General features: G+C 71.3%; 20 protein-coding genes. 5 read left to right on the top strand and 15 right to left on the bottom strand.

Annotation, left to right across the window (positions count from 1 at the left end):
- Window positions 1-12: 12 nt before the first annotated feature.
- The 11 genes from ACZ7M7_RS05695 to ACZ7M7_RS05645 all read right to left on the bottom strand — a co-directional run bounded on the left by ACZ7M7_RS05695 (window position 13) and on the right by ACZ7M7_RS05645 (window position 14088).
- Complete coding sequence (locus ACZ7M7_RS05695) at window positions 13-1344, bottom strand: hypothetical protein (protein WP_383614206.1); 1332 nt, start codon at window positions 1342-1344, stop codon at window positions 13-15.
- Between the two features lie 109 nt (window positions 1345-1453).
- Window positions 1454-2572: a glutamate ABC transporter substrate-binding protein gene (locus ACZ7M7_RS05690; protein ID WP_383614203.1), complete on the bottom strand. Its 1119-nt coding sequence runs from the start codon at window positions 2570-2572 to the stop codon at window positions 1454-1456.
- 14 nt (window positions 2573-2586) lie between these two features.
- Window positions 2587-4068 carry a hypothetical protein gene (locus ACZ7M7_RS05685; protein ID WP_472113084.1) on the bottom strand — a complete coding sequence of 494 codons (1482 nt, stop codon included), beginning with the start codon at window positions 4066-4068 and terminating at the stop codon, window positions 2587-2589.
- Between the two features lie 485 nt (window positions 4069-4553).
- A complete protein-coding gene (locus ACZ7M7_RS05680) occupies window positions 4554-5525 on the bottom strand; it encodes an N-acetylglucosamine kinase (RefSeq protein ID WP_472113081.1) in 972 nt (323 codons plus the stop codon).
- Complete coding sequence (locus tag ACZ7M7_RS05675) at window positions 5516-6781, bottom strand: 6-phospho-beta-glucosidase (protein ID WP_472113078.1); 1266 nt, start codon at window positions 6779-6781, stop codon at window positions 5516-5518. The genes ACZ7M7_RS05680 and ACZ7M7_RS05675 overlap by 10 nt, the downstream gene beginning before the upstream one ends.
- A 90-nt stretch (window positions 6782-6871) precedes the next feature.
- Window positions 6872-7762, bottom strand: coding sequence for a carbohydrate ABC transporter permease (locus tag ACZ7M7_RS05670; protein ID WP_383614193.1), 891 nt, complete (start codon window positions 7760-7762; stop codon window positions 6872-6874).
- A gap of 2 nt (window positions 7763-7764) precedes the next feature.
- The gene (locus tag ACZ7M7_RS05665; RefSeq protein WP_383614190.1) at window positions 7765-8706 is read right to left on the bottom strand and encodes a carbohydrate ABC transporter permease; all 942 of its coding nucleotides are present in this window, start codon (window positions 8704-8706) and stop codon (window positions 7765-7767) included.
- A gap of 8 nt (window positions 8707-8714) precedes the next feature.
- Window positions 8715-10052, bottom strand: a complete 1338-nt coding sequence (locus tag ACZ7M7_RS05660) for an ABC transporter substrate-binding protein (RefSeq protein WP_472113949.1) — start codon at window positions 10050-10052, stop codon at window positions 8715-8717.
- Window positions 10053-10173: 121 nt separating this feature from the next.
- Window positions 10174-11385 (bottom strand): ROK family transcriptional regulator, encoded by a 1212-nt coding sequence (locus tag ACZ7M7_RS05655; RefSeq protein WP_383614187.1) that lies wholly within the window; start codon window positions 11383-11385, stop codon window positions 10174-10176.
- Between the two features lie 159 nt (window positions 11386-11544).
- A complete protein-coding gene (locus ACZ7M7_RS05650) occupies window positions 11545-12807 on the bottom strand; it encodes an MFS transporter (protein WP_472113074.1) in 1263 nt (420 codons plus the stop codon).
- Between the two features lie 186 nt (window positions 12808-12993).
- The gene (locus ACZ7M7_RS05645) at window positions 12994-14088 is read right to left on the bottom strand and encodes a mechanosensitive ion channel family protein (RefSeq protein WP_383624836.1); all 1095 of its coding nucleotides are present in this window, start codon (window positions 14086-14088) and stop codon (window positions 12994-12996) included.
- Between the two features lie 317 nt (window positions 14089-14405).
- Here ACZ7M7_RS05645 and ACZ7M7_RS05640 point away from each other — a divergent pair, with 317 nt between their 5' ends.
- Window positions 14406-14942 (top strand): HNH endonuclease, encoded by a 537-nt coding sequence (locus ACZ7M7_RS05640; RefSeq protein WP_031476758.1) that lies wholly within the window; start codon window positions 14406-14408, stop codon window positions 14940-14942.
- Window positions 14943-15044: 102 nt separating this feature from the next.
- Here the strand turns inward: ACZ7M7_RS05640 and ACZ7M7_RS05635 are convergent, their stop codons facing one another.
- From ACZ7M7_RS05635 to ACZ7M7_RS05625, 3 genes are read right to left on the bottom strand one after another with little or no spacing between them, the layout of a single operon-like run.
- Window positions 15045-16403, bottom strand: a complete 1359-nt coding sequence (locus tag ACZ7M7_RS05635; RefSeq protein WP_472113070.1) for an FtsX-like permease family protein — start codon at window positions 16401-16403, stop codon at window positions 15045-15047.
- Window positions 16400-17098, bottom strand: a complete 699-nt coding sequence (locus ACZ7M7_RS05630; protein ID WP_472113067.1) for an ABC transporter ATP-binding protein — start codon at window positions 17096-17098, stop codon at window positions 16400-16402. The genes ACZ7M7_RS05635 and ACZ7M7_RS05630 overlap by 4 nt, the downstream gene beginning before the upstream one ends.
- Window positions 17095-17628 (bottom strand): PadR family transcriptional regulator, encoded by a 534-nt coding sequence (locus ACZ7M7_RS05625; protein ID WP_427840967.1) that lies wholly within the window; start codon window positions 17626-17628, stop codon window positions 17095-17097. The genes ACZ7M7_RS05630 and ACZ7M7_RS05625 overlap by 4 nt, the downstream gene beginning before the upstream one ends.
- Before the next feature lie 248 nt (window positions 17629-17876).
- Here ACZ7M7_RS05625 and ACZ7M7_RS05620 point away from each other — a divergent pair, with 248 nt between their 5' ends.
- The 3 genes from ACZ7M7_RS05620 to ACZ7M7_RS05610 all read left to right on the top strand — a co-directional run bounded on the left by ACZ7M7_RS05620 (window position 17877) and on the right by ACZ7M7_RS05610 (window position 20603).
- Window positions 17877-18104 (top strand): hypothetical protein, encoded by a 228-nt coding sequence (locus ACZ7M7_RS05620; protein WP_383614355.1) that lies wholly within the window; start codon window positions 17877-17879, stop codon window positions 18102-18104.
- Window positions 18105-20240 (top strand): 4-alpha-glucanotransferase, encoded by a 2136-nt coding sequence (gene malQ, locus ACZ7M7_RS05615; RefSeq protein WP_472113064.1) that lies wholly within the window; start codon window positions 18105-18107, stop codon window positions 20238-20240.
- A gap of 105 nt (window positions 20241-20345) precedes the next feature.
- Window positions 20346-20603 carry a hypothetical protein gene (locus tag ACZ7M7_RS05610; RefSeq protein WP_031476771.1) on the top strand — a complete coding sequence of 86 codons (258 nt, stop codon included), beginning with the start codon at window positions 20346-20348 and terminating at the stop codon, window positions 20601-20603.
- A gap of 140 nt (window positions 20604-20743) precedes the next feature.
- On the opposite strand, the gene ACZ7M7_RS05605 is transcribed toward ACZ7M7_RS05610, so the two are convergent.
- Window positions 20744-21331 (bottom strand): TetR/AcrR family transcriptional regulator, encoded by a 588-nt coding sequence (locus tag ACZ7M7_RS05605; RefSeq protein ID WP_472113061.1) that lies wholly within the window; start codon window positions 21329-21331, stop codon window positions 20744-20746.
- A 127-nt stretch (window positions 21332-21458) separates the two neighbouring features.
- Here ACZ7M7_RS05605 and ACZ7M7_RS05600 point away from each other — a divergent pair, with 127 nt between their 5' ends.
- On the top strand, window positions 21459-22928 hold the full coding sequence (locus tag ACZ7M7_RS05600) for an FAD-dependent monooxygenase (RefSeq protein WP_472113058.1): 1470 nt from the start codon (window positions 21459-21461) through the stop codon (window positions 22926-22928).
- Window positions 22929-22938: the final 10 nt, after the last annotated feature.

The raw sequence follows: 22938 nt of genomic DNA, 5'->3' as shown, positions 1-22938 counted from the left end.
CCCCCCTGACCCTCATGATCCCGGCCCCCTCCGGTCCTCGGGCGCGCGCGGCCCCGGCACCCGCCCGCTGCCGAGCAGTTCGGCGGCCGCCTGCTGGTAGCGCAGGACGGCCTGCCCGGCGACGCGCAGGTCGCAGGGCGCGCTCCACAGCATGCGGCGGGCCGCGTCGTACCGCTCGATGAGGAACGGGTCCTCCGCCAGGCCGTGCCGGGCCACCTTCGCCTTGTACGCGTCGAGGCGGCCGCGCAGCTCGGCGCGGACCGCCAGGGGTGCGGTGACCGCGGTCAACGACTCGCGGGCGCGCAGCAGTTCGTCCTCCGCCTTCTGCTCCAGGGACTCCAGGAGCGGTGACAGGCGGTGCCACTGGGCGTGTCTGCGGTACTCGGCGGCCGTCGCCAGCTGCTCCTGCAGCACCGTCGGCGGGCCGCTGACGACCGGCACCTCCGTGGCGGCGATCTTCGCCAGCACCTCGCCGCGCGCGGTGCGGGCCTCGGCGAGCGTACGGTCCGCGCGCGACAGCACGTCACGCAACCGGACCAGCCGCTGCTCGGCATCCTGACGGACCGTCAACACCGCGTCGATCTCACGGCGTACGTCCTCCAGGGCACGCGCCTCGCGGTCGTAGACCGTGGTGTCCGGCTTGCCGCCGCCCGGCGCCGAACTCCCCTGCGTGGGAATCCAGTACGCGAGTGGGTCGGACACCACCTCCGAGCGCAGCTTGGTGAGCGTGCGCGTGATGCGCTCCAGGTCGTCGCCCGCCGGGTGCTCGCCGGGGCGTACGCCGACGGAGTGCGCGAGCCGACGGGTGCGCTGGAGCTCCGCGGCCAGTAAATCGATACGGGCTGGCAGAGCCGACCACACCGCGTCGGCGGCCACGACCATGTCCAGCGACGTCGCGTACAGCTCGTTCATCCGGTCCACGAGCGTGACGAGCGTGAACTGTTCGGTGAGCTTGCCAGAACCGCCGTGCAGGGTCGGCGCGTTGGCCGTGGCGGTCGCCGAGCCCGCCAGGGTCACCGACTCGCCGCGCAGCAGTTCCGTCAGCTCCACCAGGTCGTCGCGGCTGGACCAGCGGCGCCGGGAACGGATCTCGCGGGCGGAGCGCAACGCGTCCGTGTACGCGTCGAAATACGCCCACAGCAGCGTTATCGACGCCTCCGCGGTCGTCCACCGCTCCTTGGTGACGCCGGTGAGTTCGGCGCCCTCGAGAAGTCTGCGGCCCGCGTGGTCCTGCAGCGCGAGGAGCGAGGTCTCGATCGCCTCGTGTTCCGCGCCGAGCCGCGCCAGCGCACGGTCCACCTCGTCCCGGTCCATTACCGGCCCGGCGGGGTCCGTGACGCCCATCGATCACCTCTCGCTGCTGTCGTGTTCCGTCGGTTCGGTCTGTTCCTGCTGCTGTCGTGTTCCGTCTGCTCCGTCTTTTCCGGTCAATCGTGCGTCAGTTGATGGTCGGTCACTTGTACTTGGCGTCGGGAGGGGTCGCCGACGCCGACTTCTTTTCGCCCTGATCCATGGTCGGACGCAGCCACTTCTCGTACGACGCCTCCCAGCCGCCGTCCTCGACGTAGTTCTCCAGGGTCCGGTTGACCTGGCGTACCAGATCGTCGGAGCCCAGTTTCATCGCCACGCCGTAGTACTCGTCCGTGAACAGGCCGCCCTTGAGTTCCACCGTCGGGTCCTGCGCGGCCTGGCTGGCCGCGAGCGCGCCGTCCGTGACGACCGCGTCGACCTTGCCGAGCTGCAACTTCACCAGGCAGTCGAGCTGGTTGGGGACGGTGGTCGTGATGTCGGTGGAGTCGGGGAGGTCGCCGGACTTCCGGCCCGCCTCCAGGTTGTCGTACGCCGTGGAGCCCTGCGCCGAACACACCTTCCTGTCGGCCAGGGTCTTGTCGAAGCCGGTGATCTTCGAGGTCTTGGGGGCCAGGACCTGCTGGCCGGTGACGAAGTACGGTGCGGAGAAGGCGACTTGCCCGATGCGGTCGCAGTTGATCGTCATGGTGCGGACCACCATGTCGACCTCGCCCTTCTGGATCGCCTCGACACGGCGGCTGGTCGGGATGGCCTTGAACTGCACCGCGTCGCGGTCGCCGAGGATGTCCTCGGCGATCCGGTGGACCAGGTCGATGTCGAAGCCCTCCAGCTCGCCGGAGGGGTTGTTCGGGTCGAGGTAGCCCCAGCGGTAGCTGTTGGTGTCGACGCCGACGATCAGGCGGCGGTCCTTGCGTGCCTTGATGGCGTCGACGGTCGGCGTACCGCCGTTCCCGCCGGAGGGGGAGAGGCTCTGGTCCTGCGGGTTCTCGCAGTCCTCCGCCTTCGCCTGGCTGACCCGGGCGAGGCCCTGGCTCCCGGTGGCCGCGTCGTCCTCGCGGTGCTGGGACAGGGGCAGCAGCAGGGCGAAGGTCACCGTCAGGGCGACGATCAGCGCCATCGCGCCCACGCCGCCCCAGCCGCGCAGGCCGGAGCGCAGGCTCCGCCAGAGGTTGCCTGTGCGGGTGCCTGTGCGGGCCCTCGTGGGGGTGCCTGTGCGGATGCCTGTGCCCCGGAGGTGACCCGAGTCATCGCTTGCGTTCATCGTCGTGCCCCCTCTCACCTGTACTCCGACAGCCTGCGGCCGATGCCGAGGACCGCGCCGGCCGCGCCCAGGACCGCGAGGACCGCGGCGCCGGTCGGGAGGCCGGTCAGCGAGTCACGGCCGTCGCTCGCGGCCTGCTTGAACTCGGTCTGTTCGTGCGCGAGCGCTGCCTCGAGGGCCTTGTCGACGTTGTCGAAGCACACGCTCGTCGGCTCCTTCGCGGCGCCGATGACGCGGTCGCGGGCGGCCTGGTAGTTGCCGCTGTTGTTGTCGTCGCGGGCGATGTCGTGGCGGTCCTTCCAGACCTTCATGAAGCCGTTCGCGTCCTGTACGGGCTTCTTGCCGGTCGAGTCGTCCGCGAGGTCCTCGGCACGGTTGAGAGCCTTGCCCAGTTGATCGATCTGCTGGTCGTAGCCCCACTCGTACGCGTCCACGACCGTGTCGTCGTCGAGTGTCCTCGTGTCCGCGCCGCGGCGGACCAGGGTCAGGTTCTCGTCGCTGCGGGCCGTGAGTGAGGCGATGCGGGCCTCGTGCAGCACGGTCAGGGAGCGGACGCCGTGGTCGTAGGAGTCGTTCAGGCCTGCCCGGGCGATCGTGTGGCTGACGGCGAGCCACAGCAGGACCACCGTGGCGGCGGCCGTGGCCGTGACGAGGCCGTGGTTCAGGACCCTGTTCGTGCGCTGGTAGTTGCGGCGCTGGGCCCAGGCGAGGGCGGCGAGGGCGACGATGCCGAGGCCTGCGGCGGCCCACGGGAAGGACTTCGCGTCCGCGTAGTCCTCGTTCAGGCGCTGGTTCTCCGTCTTGTACAGCTTTTCGGCCCTGGGCAGCATGTTCTGCTGCATCATCTCGTTCGCGGCGCGCAGGTATGCGCCGCCGACGGGGTAGCCCTGGCGGTTGTTGGCCCTGGCTGTTTCCACGAGACCCTTGTACTCCGGGAGGAGTCTGCTGAGTTCCGCGATGGTCTTCGCGGACGGGGAGCCCGGTTCGGAGTTGGCTGCGGCCGTGACGAGCTTCGCTGCGGCCGTGCGGATGTCCTTTTCGTAGCCCTCGCGCATGGCGGGCTTTTCCTGCAGGCCTGCGAGATAGCCGCTGGCCGCTGCGGTGTTGGCGTCCGCCAGGGAGCGGTAGATGTCGGCCGCGTCCGAGCTGAGGGGCTGGCTGCGGTTGAGGACGTCGTCGGCGGCCGTTGCGCGGTCGGTCATCTGCCAGGCGGCTACTGCGCCGAAGGCGATGACGAGGGCGGCGAGGAGGGCGCCGATGATGCGGAGGCGGCCGGGTTCGGTGGTGGCGGCCGCGCGGAGTTGGTCCAGGCCCTCGGCGAAGGCGGTGCGGCGGGGTGGTGTTGCCGGGGGGACGGGGCGGCCGTTGGCGGTGGGGGGAGTCGGGGATGCCGGGGGTGCGGGCTGTGGTGGCACGGACGGCATGGTGGGTGCGCCTTGTGCCGGGTCGTTTCCCGGTGGTGGTGGTGCCGTGCTGTTCTTCGGCGTCTGTGTCACTGTTGACCTCCCCCGTGGCCATCCGTGCCGCAAGTATCGCTGCCGGGACTGACATCCGCACCGGCCTTCGCTGGATCTTGATCGGATCGCAGCGCGGATCCCAAAATTCCGGCATACCGAAACCGCTGTGCACGAGCCCCCTGCCCATGAATACGCCGGGGGAATCTGTTCGGTTCCAGGTTCGAGGGGCTACGCGTCGATGCCTGCGGCGGCCTGTGGCGGTTGGGTGGGGGTTCGCGTGGCGCCTGCGGGGGTGTGGTGGGTCGGGGCCGTACGCGGGTGCCGCGCCGCGCGGGCTGCGCCACCACCACGGCCACTCCTCCGGTCACCTTCCAGTGCCGGTCCAGGCATCTCAGCCCGTCTGGGGGTGCCCCCTCTGGGGGAGTTTGAGGACGAGGCCGTTCAGGCCGATGGGGGTCCAGGGGGCGTAGCCCCTGGGGACGGGACGGGTAGGGGCGGCGGGGGCGAGGAACCTTGGTGGGTGCCTACGGCTCGAAGTGTTGGCGGAGTCGGACGTGTACCTCCGGGAGTGCCCCGACCGCGTCCAGGCCCAGCAGGGCCGCGCCCAGGACCGGGCTTGCCGTGACCACGGTCGGGACGGCCTTCGGGGCGCGGGTGGTGAGCAAGTCGTGGATGGTGTCGATCAGTTGGGGGTGGCGGGCAGCCAGTACGCCTCCGCCCAGGAGCACCGGAGTCGACTCCTCCAGGAGGTCCAGTCGGGTCAGGGCGACCGTCGCCATCGTGACCACTTCGTCGGCGAGGCGGTCCACGAGATCGCGGGCGATCGGGTCGCCGGCCGCCGCGGTGGTGAAGAGGACCGGGGCCAGTTCGTGGCGGCGGGCGGGGGCGATGTGTTCGAGGTGCAGGGCCTCGACCAGGGCGTACATGGTGGGCAGGCCGAAGTGGGCGGGCAGCGTGTGCGTCAGCGTCGTGGGCGCTCCTCGGCCGTCCTCCGCCCGTGCCGCGTGCCACAGGGCTTCCTCCGCCAGGCCCCAGCCGCCTCCCCAGTCGCCGGAGATGCGGCCCAGCGCGGGGAAGCGGGCGGTACGGCCGTCGGGGCGCATGCCCACGCAGTTGATGCCGGCGCCGCAGACGACGGCCACGCCGCGGGGTTCCGGCACGCCCGACCTGAGGATCGCGAAGGTGTCGTTGCGGACCTCGACGGTCGTGCCCCACGCGCGTGCCTGCAGAGCCGCGGTCAGTTGCTCCTCCTCCACCGGGAGGTCGGCGTTGGCCAGGCATGCCGAGACATGGTCGGCGGACGTCACGCCGGCCGCGGTGAAGGCCTGGTCGACTGCTGCGGCCAGGGTGTCCATCGCCGGCTCCACGCCGACCGCGGGTGGGCGGAAGCCGCCGCCGCGGGCCGTGGCCAGCACGGTTCCGTCGGCGGCCACCACTGCCACGTCGGTCTTGCTGTTGCCCGCGTCTACGGCGAGGACACGTGCGGTCAGGCCCACGCGAGATGCTCCCGGTTGTGTGCGATCAGTTGGTCGGTGAGGGCTTCGGCGTACTCGTACTGGCCGATCAGGGGGTGCGACAGGAGGGCCTTGAAGACCCGGTCGCGGCCGCCGTGCAGGGCCGCTTCCAGGGCCAGGTGCTCGTACGCCGTCACCTGGGCCATCAGGCCCGCGTACAGCGGATCCACGGTCGGTACGGCGAGGGGGGCCGGGCCCTTCGCGCCCACCGCTGCCTGTACTTCGATCACGGCGTCGTCGGGGAGGAAGGGGAGCGTGCCGTTGTTGAGGGTGTTGACCACCTGGTACGGGCTGCCCGACCCGCCGAGCAGGGCTGCCGCCAGGTCGACTGCCGCCTCGGAGTAGTAGGCCCCGCCCCGCTTGGCGAGGAGCTCCGGCTTCTCGTCCAGGGACGGGTCGGCGTACAGCGCGAGCAACTGGCTTTCCATGTCCGCCACTTCCGCTGCCCTGGACGGCTTGGTGCGCAGCTCCCGTACGACCTCGTCGTGCGCGTAGTAGTAGCGCAGGTAGTACGACGGGACCGCGGTCAGGCGGTTCAGGAGGGGGCGGGGGAGGTGCAGGTCGGCGGCGATCGTGTCGCCGTGGTCGGTCAGGAGCTTCGGCAGGACGTTCTCGCCCTCGGGGCCGCCCAGGCGTACGCCCGTCTCCCAGGTGAGGTGGTTGAGGCCCACGTGGTCGAGGTGGATCTCGGAGGCGGGGACGTCGAGCATGGCCGCGAACTTCCGCTGGAAGCCGATCGCCACGTTGCACAGGCCGACCGCCCTGTGGCCCTCCTGGAGCAGGGCCCGGGTGACGATGCCGACCGGGTTGGTGAAGTCGATGATCCAGGCGGTGGGGTTGGTGCGGCGGACGCGGTCCGCGATGTCCAGGACGATCGGGACCGTGCGCAGGGCCTTGGCCAGACCGCCGGCGCCGGTTGTCTCCTGGCCGACGCAGCCGCACTCAAGGGGCCAGGTCTCGTCCTGCTCGCGGGCCGCCTGACCGCCGACGCGGAGCTGGAGGAGGACGGCGTCGGCGCCGTCCACCGCCGCGTCCAGGTCGGTCGTGGTGGTGATCCTGCCGTTGTGGGCCTGGCGGGTGAAGATGCGGCGGGCCAGGCCGCCCACCAGTTCCAGGCGGTCCTTCGCCGGGTCCATCAGGACCAGTTCCTCGATGGGGAGGGTGTCCCGGAGGCGGGCGAAGCCGTCGATGAGTTCGGGGGTATAGGTCGAGCCTCCGCCGACCACGGTGAGTTTCACTGCGAGGTGCCTCGCTTCCCGGTGCGGGGGACGGTGATCATCGGCCGGGGGTCCGGGGGTTGTCCCCCGGGGAGATGCTGCATGTGTGGTTCAACCCTTTACTCCGGTGAGCGTGACGCCCTCGACGAACGCCTTCTGGGCGAAGAAGAACACGAGGATCACGGGGGCCATGACCAGGACCGTGGCGGCCATGGTGAGGTTCCAGTCGGTGTGGTGGGCGCCCTTGAACGACTCCAGGCCGTAGGAGAGGGTCCAGGCGCCCGGGTTCTCGGACGCGTAGATCTGGGGGCCGAAGTAGTCGTTCCAGGCGTAGAAGAACTGGAAGAGGGCCACCGCGGCGATGCCCGGTTTCGCCATGGGGAGTACGACGCGCAGGAGTGTGCGGAGTTCACCGCAGCCGTCCACCCGGGCCGCGTCCAGGTACTCGTTCGGGATCGTCATCAGGAACTGGCGCAGGAGGAAGATCGAGAACGCGTCGCCGAACGCCATCGGGATGATCAGGGGCCACAGGGTTCCCGACAGGTCGAGCTGCTTCGCCCAGAACAGGTACATCGGGATGATGATCACCTGGGGCGGCAGCATCATCATCGAGATGACCAGCATCAGGGACAGATTCCGGCCGCGGAAGCGGAACTTGGCGAGCGCGTACGCCACCGGGATCGACGAGACGACGGTGAGGAGCGTGCCCAGGCCGGCGTAGATCAGGGTGTTCTTCCACCAGGTCAGGAAGCCGGGGGTGTCGAAGACCTTGGTGTAGTTGCCCCACTCCCAGGTGTCCGGGACCAGGTCGCGGGTGAGCGCCTGCTGGTCGCTCATCAGCGAGGTCAGGACGACGAACACGAAGGGCAGGGTGAAGAAGAGCGCGGCCGCGACGCCGAGGGAGTGGATCGCGATCCATTCCAGGAGGGCCCTGCGGCGGGCCGTGCGCTCGGCGGTGGTCGGGGCCTCCAACTGCACCGGCTTGTCCAGTACTTGGGTCATGGTCAGTCACCTGCCTGGATCAGTCCGCCCCGGCGCCGCATCAGCAGCGCGGTGAAGGCCATGGCGAGGGCGAACAGCACGAGGGCGACCACGCAGGCCGAGCCGTAGTCGAAGCGCTGGAAGCCGAGGTTGTAGACGAGTTGGGGGAGGGTCAGGGTCGACTTGTCGGGGTAGCCCGGTTCGAACTGCTGGCCGGAGCCGCCGATGATGCCGGAGGCGACCTTTCCGGCGACCAGCGGCTGCGTGTAGTACTGCATCGTCTGGATCACGCCCGTGACCACGGCGAACATCACGATCGGCGAGATGTTCGGCAGCGTGACGTAGCGGAACCGCTGCCAGGCGGATGTGCCGTCCAGCTCCGCCGCCTCGTACTGCTCCTTCGGTACGTCGAGCAGCGCGGCCATGAAGATGACCATGAGGTCGCCCACGCCCCACAGCGCCAGCGCGGTGAGGGCCGGCTTGGACCAGGCGGGGTCCGTGAACCAGCCGGGGGTCGGCAGGCCCAGGCCGTCGAGGACCGAGTTGACCGGGCCTGTGCCGGGGTTGAGGAGGAAGACGAAGGCCAGCGTCGCGGCGACCGGGGGAGCCAGGTACGGCAGGTAGAACAGGGTGCGGAAGACGCCCGCGCCGGTCTTGATCTTGGTGATGAGCAGACCGATGCCGAGGCCGAACGCCACCCGGCAGGTCACCATCACCAGCACCAGCCAGAGCGTGTTGCGCAGCGCCGGCCAGAACAGCGGGTAGTCGTTGAAGACGTAGGCCCAGTTGCCCAGGCCGCGGAAGACCGGTGTGCCGAACCCGTCGTACTTCATCAGCGAGAAGTAGACGGTGGACACCAGCGGGTAGGCGAAGAAGACGCCGAAACCGATGAGCCACGGTGACAGGAAGGCCACCGTTCGAAGCGCCGACCTGCGGCGCTTCGCGCGGAGAGTGTGCGTGGACATCGACGGAGCTACTTCGCCTGCTCGATGTCGGTGTCGATCTGCTTGGCGGTCTTCTCCAGGCCGGCCTTCAGGTCCTTCACCTTGCCGGACTCGTACTGGTAGCCGAAGTCCTGAAGGGTCGTCTGGTACGTCGAGCCGTTGACGGAGGCCGGCGGGGTGTTCGAGTGCTCGTTCTGGGCGATGTCCAGGAACGTCTTGAAGCCGGGGTCCACCTTCAGGTCGGGCGACTTCAGGGCGGCGAACGTGGAGGGCACGTTGTGGATGGCGTTGGCGAAGGAGACGACGGCCTCGGTGTCGGTCGTCAGGTACTTCACCAGCTCCCAGGCCGCGTTCTGCTTCTTGCTCTGCGGGGCGATGCCGATGATCGTGCCGGAGAGGAAGCCCTTGCCGTACTCGGCGGCCTCGTCGTCGGCGACGGGCATCGGCGCGGTGCCGACCTCGAAGTCGACGCCGGCCTGCTGGGTCATGCCCAGGCGCCACTCGCCGTCGAGCTGCATGGCCACTTGGCCGGTCTGGAACGGATGCTTGGCGCCCCACTCGTCACCGAAGGTGTTGCGGTACTTCTCCAGCTTCGCGAAGCCGCCGAGGTCGTCGATGAGCTTCTTCTGGTACGTGAACATCTCGGCGAAGGCCGGGTCCTTGGCGATGTTGGACTTGCCGTCCTTGTCGAAGTAGGTGTGGTCCCACTGGGACATGTAGTGGTCCACGACCGTCTCGTAGCCGTGGTAGGTCGGCATGAAGCCGAGCTGCTCGTAGCTGTCGCCCTTGGCCTCGGTCAGCTTCTTGGCGACCGTGGCGAACTCCGACCAGGTCTTCGGCGGGGACTTGATGCCCGCCTTCTCGAAGGCGTCCTTGTTGTAGTAGAGGCCGTAGGCGTCGCCCAGCAGGGGCAGGGCGCAGCGGGTGCCCTCGAACTGGGTGTAGTCGAGCATCGGCTTCGGGATGAGCTTGTCGAGGTCGAGCTTCGACTTCTCGATGAAGGGCTTCAGGTCGAGGAAGGCGCCCGAGGAGCAGAACTTGCCGATGTTGGAGGTCGTGAACGACGACACCACGTCGGGGCCGCTCGAACCGCCCGCGCGCAGGGCCTGGTTGAGCTTGTCGTCGTTGATGTTGCCGACGACCTTCACCGTGATGTTCGGGTGGGCCTTCTCGAACGCGTCGACGTTCTCCTGGATCGCCTTGACCTCGGCGGGCGCGCTCCAGCCGTGCCAGAAGGTGATCGTCGTCCTGGCGTTGGGGTCGTCGGTGGCGGCGGACTCCGACTGGCCGGTACAGGCCGTGGCGAGGAGGGCCAGGGAGGCGGTGGCGGCGAGGGCGGCTGCTGCCTTGCGGGTGGGTGAGGGTATGACGTTCCAGGACTTTCCGGGCATGGCGAGGTCTCCCAAGGGCGGGAACGGGGTGGGTGAGGGAAGGCGGGGGGTGAGTCAGGGGGTGCGGAGGGGGAGGTGAGCCGGTGGAGCGGGGCCGTCAGCGGGCGGTGTCGAAGACCTCGTCGCGTGTGGTCGCGAGCGCGCTCTCCAACGCGCCCCGCAGCACCGGGTGTTCACGTACGTCGCCGACGACCAGCCTGGGGCGGGCCGCGGCCAGTTCCTCCAGCTCGGACTGGACGAGGGCGCGCAGCACCTCACCGCCGGAGGTGAGGGAGGCGCCGCTGAGGACGATGAGTTCGGGGTCGAGGACGGAGACCAGGGAGGCGAGACCGGTGGCCAGCCGGGTCGCGTAGGTCTGGAGGAGCAGCCGGTGCAGGTCGCTGTCCTCGGCGGCGGCCCGTTCGACGAGGGTGGCGGCGGCCTCGGCGTACGGCGTCGACGGGATGTCGCCGATGCCGAGTTCGCGGGCCAGCCGGGGGATCGCCTGCGAACCGGCCAGCTCCTGGTAGCCGCCACTGTTGGCCTTGGCGACCTGCCGGACCAGGGGTGTTCCGGGGACCGGCAGGAAACCCACCTCGCCCGCGCCGCCGGTCCAGCCGCGGTGCAGCCGGCCGCCGAGGATCAGGGCGGCGCCGAGGCCCCCCTCGTTCCACAGCAGGACGAAGTCCTCGTGGCCGCGGGCCGCGCCGAGCCGCTGCTCGGCCACCGCCGCGAGGTTGACGTCGTTCTCGTACTCGACCGGCATCGGCAGGGCCGCGGCGAGTTCGTCCAGGAGTGCGGGGGTGTGCCAGCCGGGGAGGTGGGAGGCGTAGCGCAGCCGGCCCGTGTTGGGGTCGAAGGCGCCGGGGGTGCCGATGACGAGCCGGTGGACGTCGTCGCGGGCGAGGCCCGCCGCCTTCACCGCGCCGTCCAGGGCGTCGGTCACCTGCCGGACGACGGGCTGGGCCGGGCGCCTGCCGGGGGTGGGCAGTTCGTACGACCCGACCGTGCGGCCCGTGACGTCGGCAACGGCGGCGAGGATGCGTTCGGGGGTGACGTCGAGCCCCGCGGCGTACGCGGCGGCCGGGTTGACCTCGTACAGCTGGGCGCCCGGGCCCGGTCGGCCCTCCGTGGTGCCGGTCGCCAGGACGAGGCCGGCGGCCTCCAGGCGGGCGAGCAGCTGGGAGGCGGTCGGCTTGGACAGGCCGGTGAGCTTGCCGATTCGCGTGCGGGACAGCGGCCCGTGTTCCAGGAGGAGGTCCAGGGCGGCACGGTCGTTCATGGCGCGCAGGACGCGCGGGGTGCCCGGCGTGCCGGCGGTTCCTGCCATGGGATCGACACCTGCCTTTCGGCTGACCAGTTTCTCAGCGATCTACGAGGGAAGTCCATCCAGGATCACTGTTAGGAAAGTTTCCTATCTGCTGTCGAGGAAAGTAAGCCCGGCAGGAAGGCGGCGTCAAGAGAGCTGGTCCGGCAGACAGCAGAGTCGTTACTTGAGGGCGCTGCGGTCGGCCGCGAACTCGTGCCGTGGGAGCAGGAGCGGGGTCGCCAGCAGCAGGACCCCGGCGAGGGCGATCGCAGCGCGCGTCCCGGTCAGCGCGGCCAGCAGGCCCCACAGTGCCGTCGCCGCCGCGGTCGCCGTCTTGCCGGTGATCGACCAGGCCGTCAGGGTGCGGGTCGTGCGGTCCGGCGGGGTCTGGTCGAGGCGGGCGGTGGCGAGCACCGGGTTGAAGACGCCGATGCAGGTGATCAGGCCGAACTCGACGGCCATGACGAGGAGGAGGCCCGGCGTGCCCGGCCCGATGAAGGCCAGGCCTACGGGCCAGACGGCGCGCAGGGTGCCCGCGGTCAGCAGGACCCGGCGCCGGCCGTGCCGGGCGACCAGGCGCCGGGACAGGCGCGAGCCCAGCAGGCCGCCCAGGCACGGTACGGCGAAGGCGAGGCCGTACTGCCAAGGGGGGAAGCCGAGTTGGCCGAGCATGAGGACGGCGAGCAGCGGGGCCGGCGCCATGATCAGGGCGTTGACCAGGACCGTGTTGAGGAACAGCGGGCGCAGGGTGGGGTGGCCGAGGATGTGCCGCCAGCCGGCCGGGAGGTCGCTCATCCGCAGGCCTGAGGGGGTGCCCGGAGGCGGCTGGTGCCGTCCCGACGGCTGTCTGCCGCTCTGTTGTCCTTCCTTACCGCCGATCGCCCGGATTCCCAGTGCCGACAGCAGATAGCTGACCGCGTCCACCAGCACCGTCGTCATCGGGCCGAACACACCGACCGCGACCCCGCCGAGCGGTGGGCCGAGTGCGGTGGTCGTCCAGGTCGTGGCCTCGAAGCGACCGTTCGCCGCGAGCAGGTCCTCCGGCGGCACCAGGGACTTCAGATATGAACCGCTCGCCGCGCCGAACGTGATGTCCGCCGTGGCGACCACGACCGACACCACCAGCAGCTGGCCGAGGGAGAGTCCGTCGAGCGCGAACGCGGCGGGGATGCTCAGCAGCGCCGCGCACCGGATCAGGTCCGCCGCGATCATCACCGGCCGCTTCCGGCGGAACTCCACCCACGCCCCGAGCGGCACCGCGACCACGGCCCCCACCGCGAGGCCCGAAGCCGCCAGCAGCGCGACCTCACTCGCCCCGGCGTGCAGCACGACGACCGCGATCAACGCGAAGGCGTCGAAGGCCAGGCGTGTCCCGAAGGCGCTGACCGCGTAGGCCGCCCACAGCCAGCCGAACGCCCGCCCCAGCCCCCGCCCGCCCGTCACCGTCCGGACCCTACTCCAGGCCGGTGGCGGTCTGTTCGGGGCCGTTCAGTCCTGGTGCTGATGCCAGGCAAAGCCCGCGCCGGGTGCCCCGGCTGAACGATGGGGCACCCAGCGCGTGCTGTCCGCGCCGGATGCCCCGACCGTTCACTCGAACGAGTGTGCTGAACCGGTCCCGCGGTCTCGGCCCTACTTCGTCACGCTCGGCGGCGTCAGCGGAGTGGCCGCCACGGACTGCGGGGAGGTGGTGCTGGCGTAGGCCGAGGGGGCCGACATGCCCGCCGTGGGGTCGGCCGCGGTCTCCTCCTCCAGGGCCAGGGGAGCCCGGCCGACGATCGGGATGTCGGCGGCGTCGAAGGCGCGCTTGATGCGCCAGCGCAGTTCGCGTTCGACGGTCAGGGCCTTGCCCGGCATCGTCTTCGCCGAGACGCGTACGACCATCGAGTCCAGCAGGACGCTGTCCAGGCCGAGGACCTCGATCGGGCCCCAGAGGAGCTCGTTCCAGGGCTCCTCCTTGCTCATCCGCTCGGCGACCTCGTCGATGGTGGCCCTGACCTTGTCCAGGTCCTCGGAGGAGCGGACGGTGACGTCCACGCCGGCCGTCGACCAGCCCTGGGACAGGTTGCCGATGCGCTTGACCTCGCCGTTGCGGACGTACCAGATCTCGCCGTTGTCGCCGCGCAGCTTGGTCACGCGCAGGCCGACCTCGATGACCTCGCCGGCGGCGACGCCCGCGTCGATCGTGTCGCCGACGCCGTACTGGTCCTCCAGGATCATGAAGACGCCGGAGAGGAAGTCGGTGACCAGGTTGCGGGCACCGAAACCGATCGCGACGCCCGCGACACCGGCGGAGGCCAGCAGCGGGGCGAGATTGATCTCGAAGGCGGACAGGACCATCAGGGCGGCCGTGCCCATGATCACAAAGCTGGCCACCGAACGCAGCACCGAGCCGATCGCCTGCGAGCGCTGACGGCGGCGCTCGACATTGACGAGCAGCCCGCCGAGGGCCGTGCCGTCCACCGCCTGGGCGGTGCGGTTCATCCGGTCGATGAGCTTGGTGATCGCCCTCCGGATCACCACTCTCAGCACCGCCGCGATGGCCAGGATCAGCAGGACCCTGAGGCCTATCGCGAGCCAGGTCGACCAGTTCTGCTCGACCCAGGTCGCGGCCTGGGTCGCACTCTCGTGAGCGTCCTTGATCGTGGGAACCGCCGGGGTGGTCGTCCCCGAGGGCGTTGGCGACGGCGTAGGACCGGCGGCCAGTAGGACGGCGGACAGGGACACGGCAGGTACCTCCAGTGCAGCGGCCCGCCCCGTCGGTAGATGGTCAAGGTCACGAAAGGGTCACCGGCGGGGCAGACCCACCACACTAACGGGGCATCGTGTGTGGATCGTCGCCATGTTCGAGGGAGGAATCGTGCCCACGTGGGGATGAACTGGTGGGATGAACCGTTCATCGCCCAGGGGATGAATCAGATGTGGTCGAAAACACTCTCAGCCCGTTACCGGGACATGGTGGCGCTTTCACCAGGCGAGAGGGGAGACTGACTACAGATCGTCCCGGCGCGAGCCACGCGCCGCCGACGCCCAAGGAGGCATCCGTGCCGCATGTCCTGGTCCTCAACGCGTCGTACGAGCCGCTCGGCGTCGTACCGCTCCGCCGCGCGCTCGTCCTCGTCCTCGAGAACAAGGCCGTATGCCTCGAGGAGTCCGGCGCCTTCATGCACAGCGCAACCGTCACAGTCCCCGCACCCAGCGTGGTCCGGCTCAAGCGATTCGTCCGGGTTCCCTATCGGGGGCCCGTTCCTCTTACCCGCAGGGCGCTCTTCGCGCGCGACGGGGGCCGGTGCATGTACTGCGGTGGCGTCGCAACCAGCGTCGACCATGTCATTCCGCGCAGCCGCGGGGGCAAGCACGTCTGGGACAACGTGGTGGCGTCCTGCCGCCGCTGCAACCACGTGAAAGCCGACCGACATCTGTTCGAGATCGGCTGGCGGCTGCGCCACAAACCCGCTCCACCCACCGGTCTCGCCTGGCGCATCATCGGCACCGGGCATAGGGACCCGCGCTGGCTGCCGTACTTGCAACCGTACGGCGCCGAGGACGCCATGGCCCGGATCGACGGCATCTCCGCCTGACGACCCGGGCCTTCGCATACCTGGCGTGCGGCGGCAGGCGTCCGGCCCCGAGGGTCCCCCGTGCCCCCGGGGCCGTCCGTTCACGCGGCCGTACGGCCGTTCTCACACGTACCGCAGCTCCGCCGGCCGCACCGTGCGCCGCAACAACGGCAGGGACGTGGCCGCGGCCAGCAGGCAGGCGGCATAGACGGCGACCGGCACCAGGACGGGCACCAGCGGTACGCCCCCGGCGGCCTCGTCGAGCATCCCGGCCCAGCCCAGGTGGATCGCCGTGCCGCCCGCGCCCGCGAGCAGCATCGCCGGTGCCAGCGGCAGCGCGGTCTCCAGGAGCAGCGCCCGGCCGAGCACGCTCTGCGGTACGCCCGCCGCGGCCTGCGCGGCCAGTCCCCGGCGCCGGGTGGCCAGCGACTCGGCGGTGCCCACGGCCAGGCCCGACAGGGTCAGTACCAGCGCGACGAGGATCGCGGCGCCGGAGAGGTCGAGGCCGGTGGTGTAGTAGGAGCCGTTCTCGGCGAGGTCGTCGCTGCTGTTCACCAGCTGGATCAGCACCTCGCGGATGCCGGCGAAGGCCGTGCCGACGACCGTCACCAGCAGCACCGCCGCATGGGTACGGGCCGCCGCCCACGGGTCGTCACGCAGCCGCTCCGCCGCGATCAGCAGCGCCGGGCGCTGGGCGCGGGCGGCGAGCGCGGCGCCCAGCCGCCGGGACGACCAGCCCGCCAGCCACACGGCCGAGACGCCGGTCAGCAGGCTCACGGCGAACACCGTCAGCGGGACGAGAGCGTGGTCGAGGGTGTTGCCGTAGACCGTGGCCAGGCCCGTGAGCAGGGCCGTCGCCGCCAGCAACCCGGTCAGTACCAGGAAGGTCCGCCCCGGACCCCGCGCCGGCCGCACCCGCCGCACCCGGCCCAGCGGCGAGGCCGCCACACGCCGTAGCGACAGCGCGCTCACGGCGGCGCCCAGCAGCGGGACGGTCACGGCGACCGGGGCGATGCCGAGCCACGCCAAGGGCTCGGGGGCCTGCCACAGGCGCAGCAGGAGCAGGACGCAGAAGACCGTGGCCACGGCCGAGCCGGCCAGACAGGCCAGCCCCGCCTCCAGCGCCGCGATCCGCCGCACCTGGGCGGGCGTGGCCCCCGCGAGCCGCAGCGCGGCCAGGCGTCGGTCGCGGTGCACCGCACCCACGCGGGCGCACTGCCCGAGGAACCCGAGCACCGGCACCAGCAGCATCAGCAGCGCGACGATCACGCCCTGCCGGTCGCTGGGGTGATCGAGGAGCCCGGATCCGAAGGACACCGAGTACTGCCCGTCCATCGCGGTGAGCGTGGCGACCGCCAGCCCGATCCCGGTCGCACCTCCCGACCCCACCGCCGTCAGCATGACCCGCCACCACTCCCGCCGGTCGGACCCCCGGGTGAGCAGCCAGGCCAGCCGGAGGTCGGCGCTCAGGCGGGTTCTCATGCCGCCACCTCCAGCGGTGTCACGGTGCCGTCGGCCAGCCGCACCTCGCGGTCCGCGTACGCCGCCACCTGGGCGTCGTGCGTGATCAGCAGCACCGCCGTGCCCGACTCGCGGGCCGTGTGGGTCAGGGCCGTCATCACCTGCTCGCTCGCAAGCGAGTCCAGCGCCCCGGTCGGCTCGTCCGCGAAGACGAACCTCGGGCCGGTGACCAGGGCCCGCGCCAGGGACGCCCGCTGGGCCTGGCCGCCGCTCATCTCGCCGGGCCGCAGCTCCTCCTGCCCGCGCACCCCGAACCGCTCCAGCCACTCACCGGCCGTCGCCTGCGCCTCCTGCCGACGGGCACCCGCGAGCAGCAGCGGCAGCGCGACATTGTCCAGGGCCGTCAGCTCGGGGATCAGCTGTCCGAACTGGAAGACCACGCCGAACTCCGTACGCCGCAGCTCGCTCAGCCGCTGCTCGGACAACCGGTCCAGCCGCTCCCCGTCGTACGTCACCGAGCCGGTGTCCGGGCGGACGATGCCGGACAGGCAGTGCAGGAGCGTCGACTTTCCACTGCCGCTGGCGCCGGTGACGGCGAGGATCTCGCCGGCCCGCAGCTCGACGGACGCACCGCGCAGGGCCTGCGTCCTGCCGTGCGCCTTGACGAGGTCACGGGCCGCAAGAAGCGGCACCGGGCTTCCCCCTGGGTTGCTCATACTGCGTCGACCTCCGCGGTCAGAGTGGTGAGCCGGGCCGCCGTGGTCGTCATCCAACGGAGGTCGGCGTCGAGGTGGTTGAGGGCGTAGTCCGCCGAGAGCACGGTCGCGAGATCGGTGCCCGGCGCGGTCTTGACCGCCGTGAGCTGCCGCATCCGCTCCATGTGGGCGGCACGCTGGGCGCGCAGATAGGCCTCGGGGTCGCCGCCGGACAGGATCGACACGACGACCTTGGCGAAGATCTCGTTCGTCACGAACGGCGCGGGCGGCGCGATCTCCCCGGCCCACTGGGCCAGTTCGAGCGCGCCGTCGTCCGTCGCGCGGTACATGGTGCGCTCCGGGCCGCCGTCCGAGTCGGTGCCGTCGACCTCGGCGAGTCCATCGCGGACCAGCCGCTGCAAGGTCGTGTAGACCTGCCCGTAGGCCAGCGGGCGGGCCTGCGGGAAACGTTCGTCGTGGCGTCGCTTGAGGTCGTAGCCATGGCTCGGCCCCGTGGCGAGCAGCCCCAGCAGGATGTGGCGGGTGCTCATGCGCATCATTATGTACTGAGTACATGTACTGAGTGAATAGTGATCAGCAAGAAAGCCCGGAAAACCGCAGGAGCGGAACAGGATGTGCGGAACAGAATGTGATGAGAGGCACGTTGTTCCTCTGTGTACGTCTGTCACCGCGCCCGCTGGGTAGGGACGGCGGTAACCCGCACGCCGTACTCGAAGAGGAGGCCCCCGTGGCCACAGCATCGGCCCTTTCCAAACCCGAGGCGCCCAGCGAGACCGAGATGTACGAAGGCGTCTTCACCGAACCCGAGATGTACGCCTGTGTCTTCAGCTCCGAGGGCGCCTGCACCGAGACCCCGCTCACCAGCGAACCACCCCTGCCCGACGCCGAGCCCCTCACCAGCGAACCGCCGCTCGCGGACGCTGCACCGCTGACGAGTGAGGCGGCGACCTGGGACATGGGTATGGACATCGGTATGGACATGGACATGTACTCCACGAGGCCGTAGATGACAGGACAGCGGTCGGCCGAAGCCCCGGCCGAGGGCCCTGAGGACCTCCCCTCCGACGACCTGTCGCGGCTCGCCGAGCTGCACGGCGTCGCCACCTCCTACCAGCCGTCCGCCGACCGCACGGTCACGGCCTCCGCCACCGCACTCACTCTCGCCCTGGCCGCCCTCGACGTCGACGCGAGCACGCCCACGTCCGTCGGTGCCGCACTGGCCGCGCGGGAGCGTGAGCTGCGCGAGCGGCTGCTGCCGCCGACGGTGGTGTGCCGGCCCGGCGCCGAGCCCCTGGCGCCGGGCGCGCTGCCGTCCGGCACCCGGCTGCACATCGAGACCGAACAGGGCGACACCCGCGCCGCAGTCGACCGGCTGCCGCCCGCCGGTCAACTCCCGCCCGGCGTCCACCGATTGACCGTGACCACTCCTGACGGCCGTACGGCGACGAGCCACCTGGTCGTGGCCCCGTCCCGGCTGCCCACGCCCACCGCACGGTCGTACGGTTTTCTCGTCCAGCTCTACTCCCTCCTGTCCCGTCACTCCTGGGGCATGGGCGACCTCGGTGACCTCGGCGAGCTGGCCGCCTGGGCCGGCCGGGCGCTCGGCGCCGGATTCGTGCAGGTCAACCCGTTGCACGCGGCCGTACCCGGAGCCCCGACCGACCCTTCGCCCTACCGCCCGTCCTCCCGCCGCTTTCCCGACCCGGTGCATCTGCGGGTCGAGGACGTGCCCGAGTTCGCCCATGTCGAGGACCGCGAGCGTGTGCGGGCCCTGCTGGAGCGGGCCGCGCGGCTGCGGGAAGCGGTGCTGGAGAAGGGGGAGTTGATCGACCGGGACGCCGTGTGGGAGGCGAAGCGGGAGGCGCTGGAACTGGTGCGTGAGGTGCCGCTCGGGCCCGGGCGGCAGGCCGCCTACGTCGACTTCCTCGCACAGGAGGGACAGGCGCTGGAGGACCACGCCACGTGGTGCGCACTGGCCGAGGTGCACGGCTCGGACTGGCGGCGGTGGCCGGCGGGACTGCGGGATCCGCGCTCGCCCGACACCGCCCGCGCGCGGGGCGAGTTGATGGACCGGGTCGACTTCCACTGCCGGCTCGCCTGGCTCACCGACACCCAGCTGACCGCCACCCAGCGGATCGCGCGGGAGGCGGGCATGCCGGTCGGGGTCGTGCACGACCTCGCGGTCGGGGTGCATCCCGAGGGCGCGGACGCCTGGGCGCAGCAGGAGTACTTCGCGGCCGGGATGTCGGTGGGCGCCCCGCCGGACGCCTTCAACGCCCGCGGCCAGGACTGGGGGCTGCCGCCCTGGCGGCCGGACCGGCTGGCCGAGTCGGGGTACGAGCCGTACCGCCGGCTGCTCAGAGCGCTCTTCCGCTACGCGGGCGCGTTGCGGATCGACCACGTCATGGGGCTGTTCCGGCTCTGGTGGGTGCCGCAGGGGCATGCGCCGACGGCAGGGACGTACGTCCGCCACGACGCCGAGGCCATGCTCGCGATCCTGGTGCTGGAGGCCTCCCGGGCCGGAGCGGTGGTGATCGGGGAGGACCTCGGCACGGTCGAGCCCGGTGTGCGGGAGGCGCTGCGTTCGCGGGGTGTGCTCGGCACCTCGGTGCTGTGGTTCGAGCGGGACTGGGGCGGCGACGGCCGCCCCCTGCCGCCGGAGTCCTGGCGCTCCGACTGCCTCGCCACCGCCACCACGCACGACCTGCCGTCCACCGCGGCCCGCCTCACCGGCGAACACGTCGAACTCCGCGACAGCCTCGGCCTGTTGACCCGCCCCGTGGAGCAGGAGCGCGCGGAGGCCGCCGCCGACACCGGCGAGTGGCTGGAGCTGCTGTCCCGGCTCGGGCTGATGCGCGGCACGCACGGCGGGCACTGCGCGTCGGAGGAGGAGGCCGAGATCCAGGCCGTCCATCGCTTCCTGCTGCGCACCCCGGCCCGCATGGTCGGCATCTGGCTCCCCGACGGCGTGGGCGACCGCCGCCCGCAGAACCTGCCGGGCACGTGGGACCAGTACCCGAACTGGCGGCTGCCGGTCGCGGACGCGCAGGGAAAGGCGATGACGCTGGAGGAACTGGCGGCGTCGCCGAGGATGCGGGCGTTGCTGGAGGTGCTGCGGGGAGACGCCCGCCGGCACGGCTGACCGGCGCGCTCGGGCCCTGCGGCGGGCGGCGTCCGCGGGGCCGGGTGCTCCTTACGGCACCCCCCGGACGCGCGGGCCCCGGCGGCGTTCGGTACTTTTGGCCCCGTGGACAAGAAGAACGCCCTGCGCGCCGGCGCCCTGGCTGCCGGTACGACGCTGATGATGCTGCTCATGTCGTCCCCCGCGCTCGCGCTCACGCGTGACGACGGCGACGACCCCGGTCAGGGCCTGAGCGTCATGGAGACGCTGGGCCAGTTCGTCCTTGCCCCGATCGTGCTGTTCGCGGTCATCGCGGGACTCGTGATGGTCCTGGACCGCTCCACGGACCGTCAGCCGAAGGCGAAGGCCAAGGCGAAGGCCTGATCCGCGCGGTCCCGACCGCCCCCCGCTTCCGTCGAGGGCGCCGGCCCCGTCGTACGTACGCGCATCCGCCGTACGTGGACGAGGCCGGCGCCCTCGGTGTGTTCTGCGGTGCTCTCCGGGCGGCCCGTGGCGGGTGACTCTCACGCCGGGTACGGCGCGGTCAGATACCGCTGCACCGTGGGCGCGAGCCAGGCCACGATCTCCTCGGGGGCCAGCGCCACGGCGGGCGGGAACCGCAGGACGTAGCGCGTGAGCGCCAGCCCGAGCAACTGCGACGACGCCAGCGCGGCCCGCGCCGGGGCCTGCTCGGGATCGGGGCACACCCGACGGGCCACCGGCAGCAGCTGGTCCGCGAAGATGCCCTGCATGCGCTGCGCCCCGGCCTCGTTGGTCGCGCCGACCCGGAGCAGGGCCGTGAGCACCTCGTTCTCCTCCCACATGGCCAGGAAGTGGCTCACGAGGGCCCGGCCGACGTCGTCGCGGGACAGCGACGCCGGTTCCGGCAGCTTCAGATCGATGGCCACGGCCGCCGCGAAGAGCCCCTCCTTGTTGCCGTAATAGCGCATCACCATCGACGGGTCGATGTTCGCGTGCTTGGCGATCGCGCGGATGGTGGCGCGCTCGTAGCCGTCCGCCGCGAAGCGCTCGCGGGCCGCGTCGAGGATCGCCGTGCGCGTGGCGTCGGAGCGGCGAGGGGTGGTGCCTCCGGGGCTGCTGCTCTGCGTCATGCCAACAATCGTATGCCAACGCCTGTAGGCCAACAAGTGTTGACAGGGTCGGAGGGCGGTTCTACGGTTGCCAACAAGCGTTGACCAACATGCGTTGGCCAACAAACGTTGGCATCGGGAGGCTCCCATGACCGCCAAGAACGGCACCGGCACCGGCTCCACTCACCCCGTCCTCGTCGTCGGCTCCGGCCCCACCGGTCTCCTCCTCGCGGGAGACCTCGCCGCCGCCGGGGTCCGCGTCACCCTCGTCGAGCGGCGCCCGCACAGGATCAGCAACCTCTCCCGCGCCTTCGGTGTGCACGCCCGCACCCTGGAGCAGCTCGACGCCCGCGGCCTCGCCGACGAGCTGATCGCCACCGGCAGCACCATCACCGAGCTGCGACTGTTCCGTCGCCTCTCGCTCGACCTGGGCACGCTGCCGTCGCGCTTCCCGTTCCTGCTCATCACCCCGCAGTACGAGGTGGAGCGGCTGCTGGAGCGGCGGGCGCGCGAGCTCGGGGTCGAGTTCCTCTTCGAGAGCGAGGTCGTGGGGCTGCGACAGGACGACGACGGGGTCGACCTCGATGTGCGCGGTCCGGACGGGGCGGTCGTCACGCACCGCGCGGCCTACGTCGTCGGCGCGGACGGCCACCGCAGCGCCGTACGTCAGGCGATCGGCCTGCCCTTCCCCGGCGTCTCGGTCATCAAGTCCCTGTTCCTGGCGGACGTCCGGCTCGCCGAGCAGCCCGCGAGCGTGCTCACCGTCGACGGCGCGGGTGACTCCTTCGCGATGATCGCGTCCTTCGGCGACGGCTGGTACCGCGTCATGGGCTGGAACCGCCGCCATGAGGTCCCCGACGACGCCCCGCTCGAGCTCGCCGAGGTCAAGGAGGTCACCCGCCGTGCCCTCGGCACCGACTACGGCATGCACGACGCGCGCTGGCTCTCCCGCTTCCACAGTGACGAACGGCAGGCGCCGCAGTACCGGCTCGGGCGGGTCTTCCTCGCCGGCGACGCCGCGCACGTCCACTCACCGGCCGGCGGTCAGGGCATGAACACCGGCCTGCAGGACGCGGCCAACCTCGGGTGGAAGCTCGCCGCGGTCGTCAGCGGCCGACAGCCCGCGACCCTGCTGGACACCTACCAGGCCGAACGTCACCCCGTCGGCAAGGCGGTACTGCGCAGCAGTGGCGGGCTGGTCCGGCTGGCTCGGGCGCAGAGCCCGGCCCTGCGCGCCGTCCGCGCCGTGTTCTCCGCCTTCGTCAACGCCGCCCGGCCTGCCCAGGTGAAGGCCCTGGCCCAGATCTCGGGCATCGGGTACAAGTACGCCGCCGCGCGCGGCTCCCACCGCCTGGTCGGCACCCGCGTCCCGGATGCGGCTCTGGGAAGTGGCCGCCTGTACGAGGCTCTGCGGGGCGGGCGGTTCGTGCTGGTCCTCCCGTCGGCCGGGGAGGCGCCCGAGGTGCAGAGCGGCCGCAAGGACCGGCTCGCCGTGGAGCGTTGGGCGAGCGACCGCCGTACGGCCATGCTCGTGCGGCCCGACGGATACGTGGCGTGGGCGGCGGACGCCACCGACGCGCGGGCGGTCGAGGTGGCGGTCGCCGAGCACGTCGGGTGAGCGAAATCCC

Source organism: Streptomyces sp. NPDC111606 (assembly GCF_055656945.1).
The sequence above is the reverse complement of the archived record's forward strand: the minus strand, read 5'-3'. Positions and strand labels throughout refer to the sequence as shown.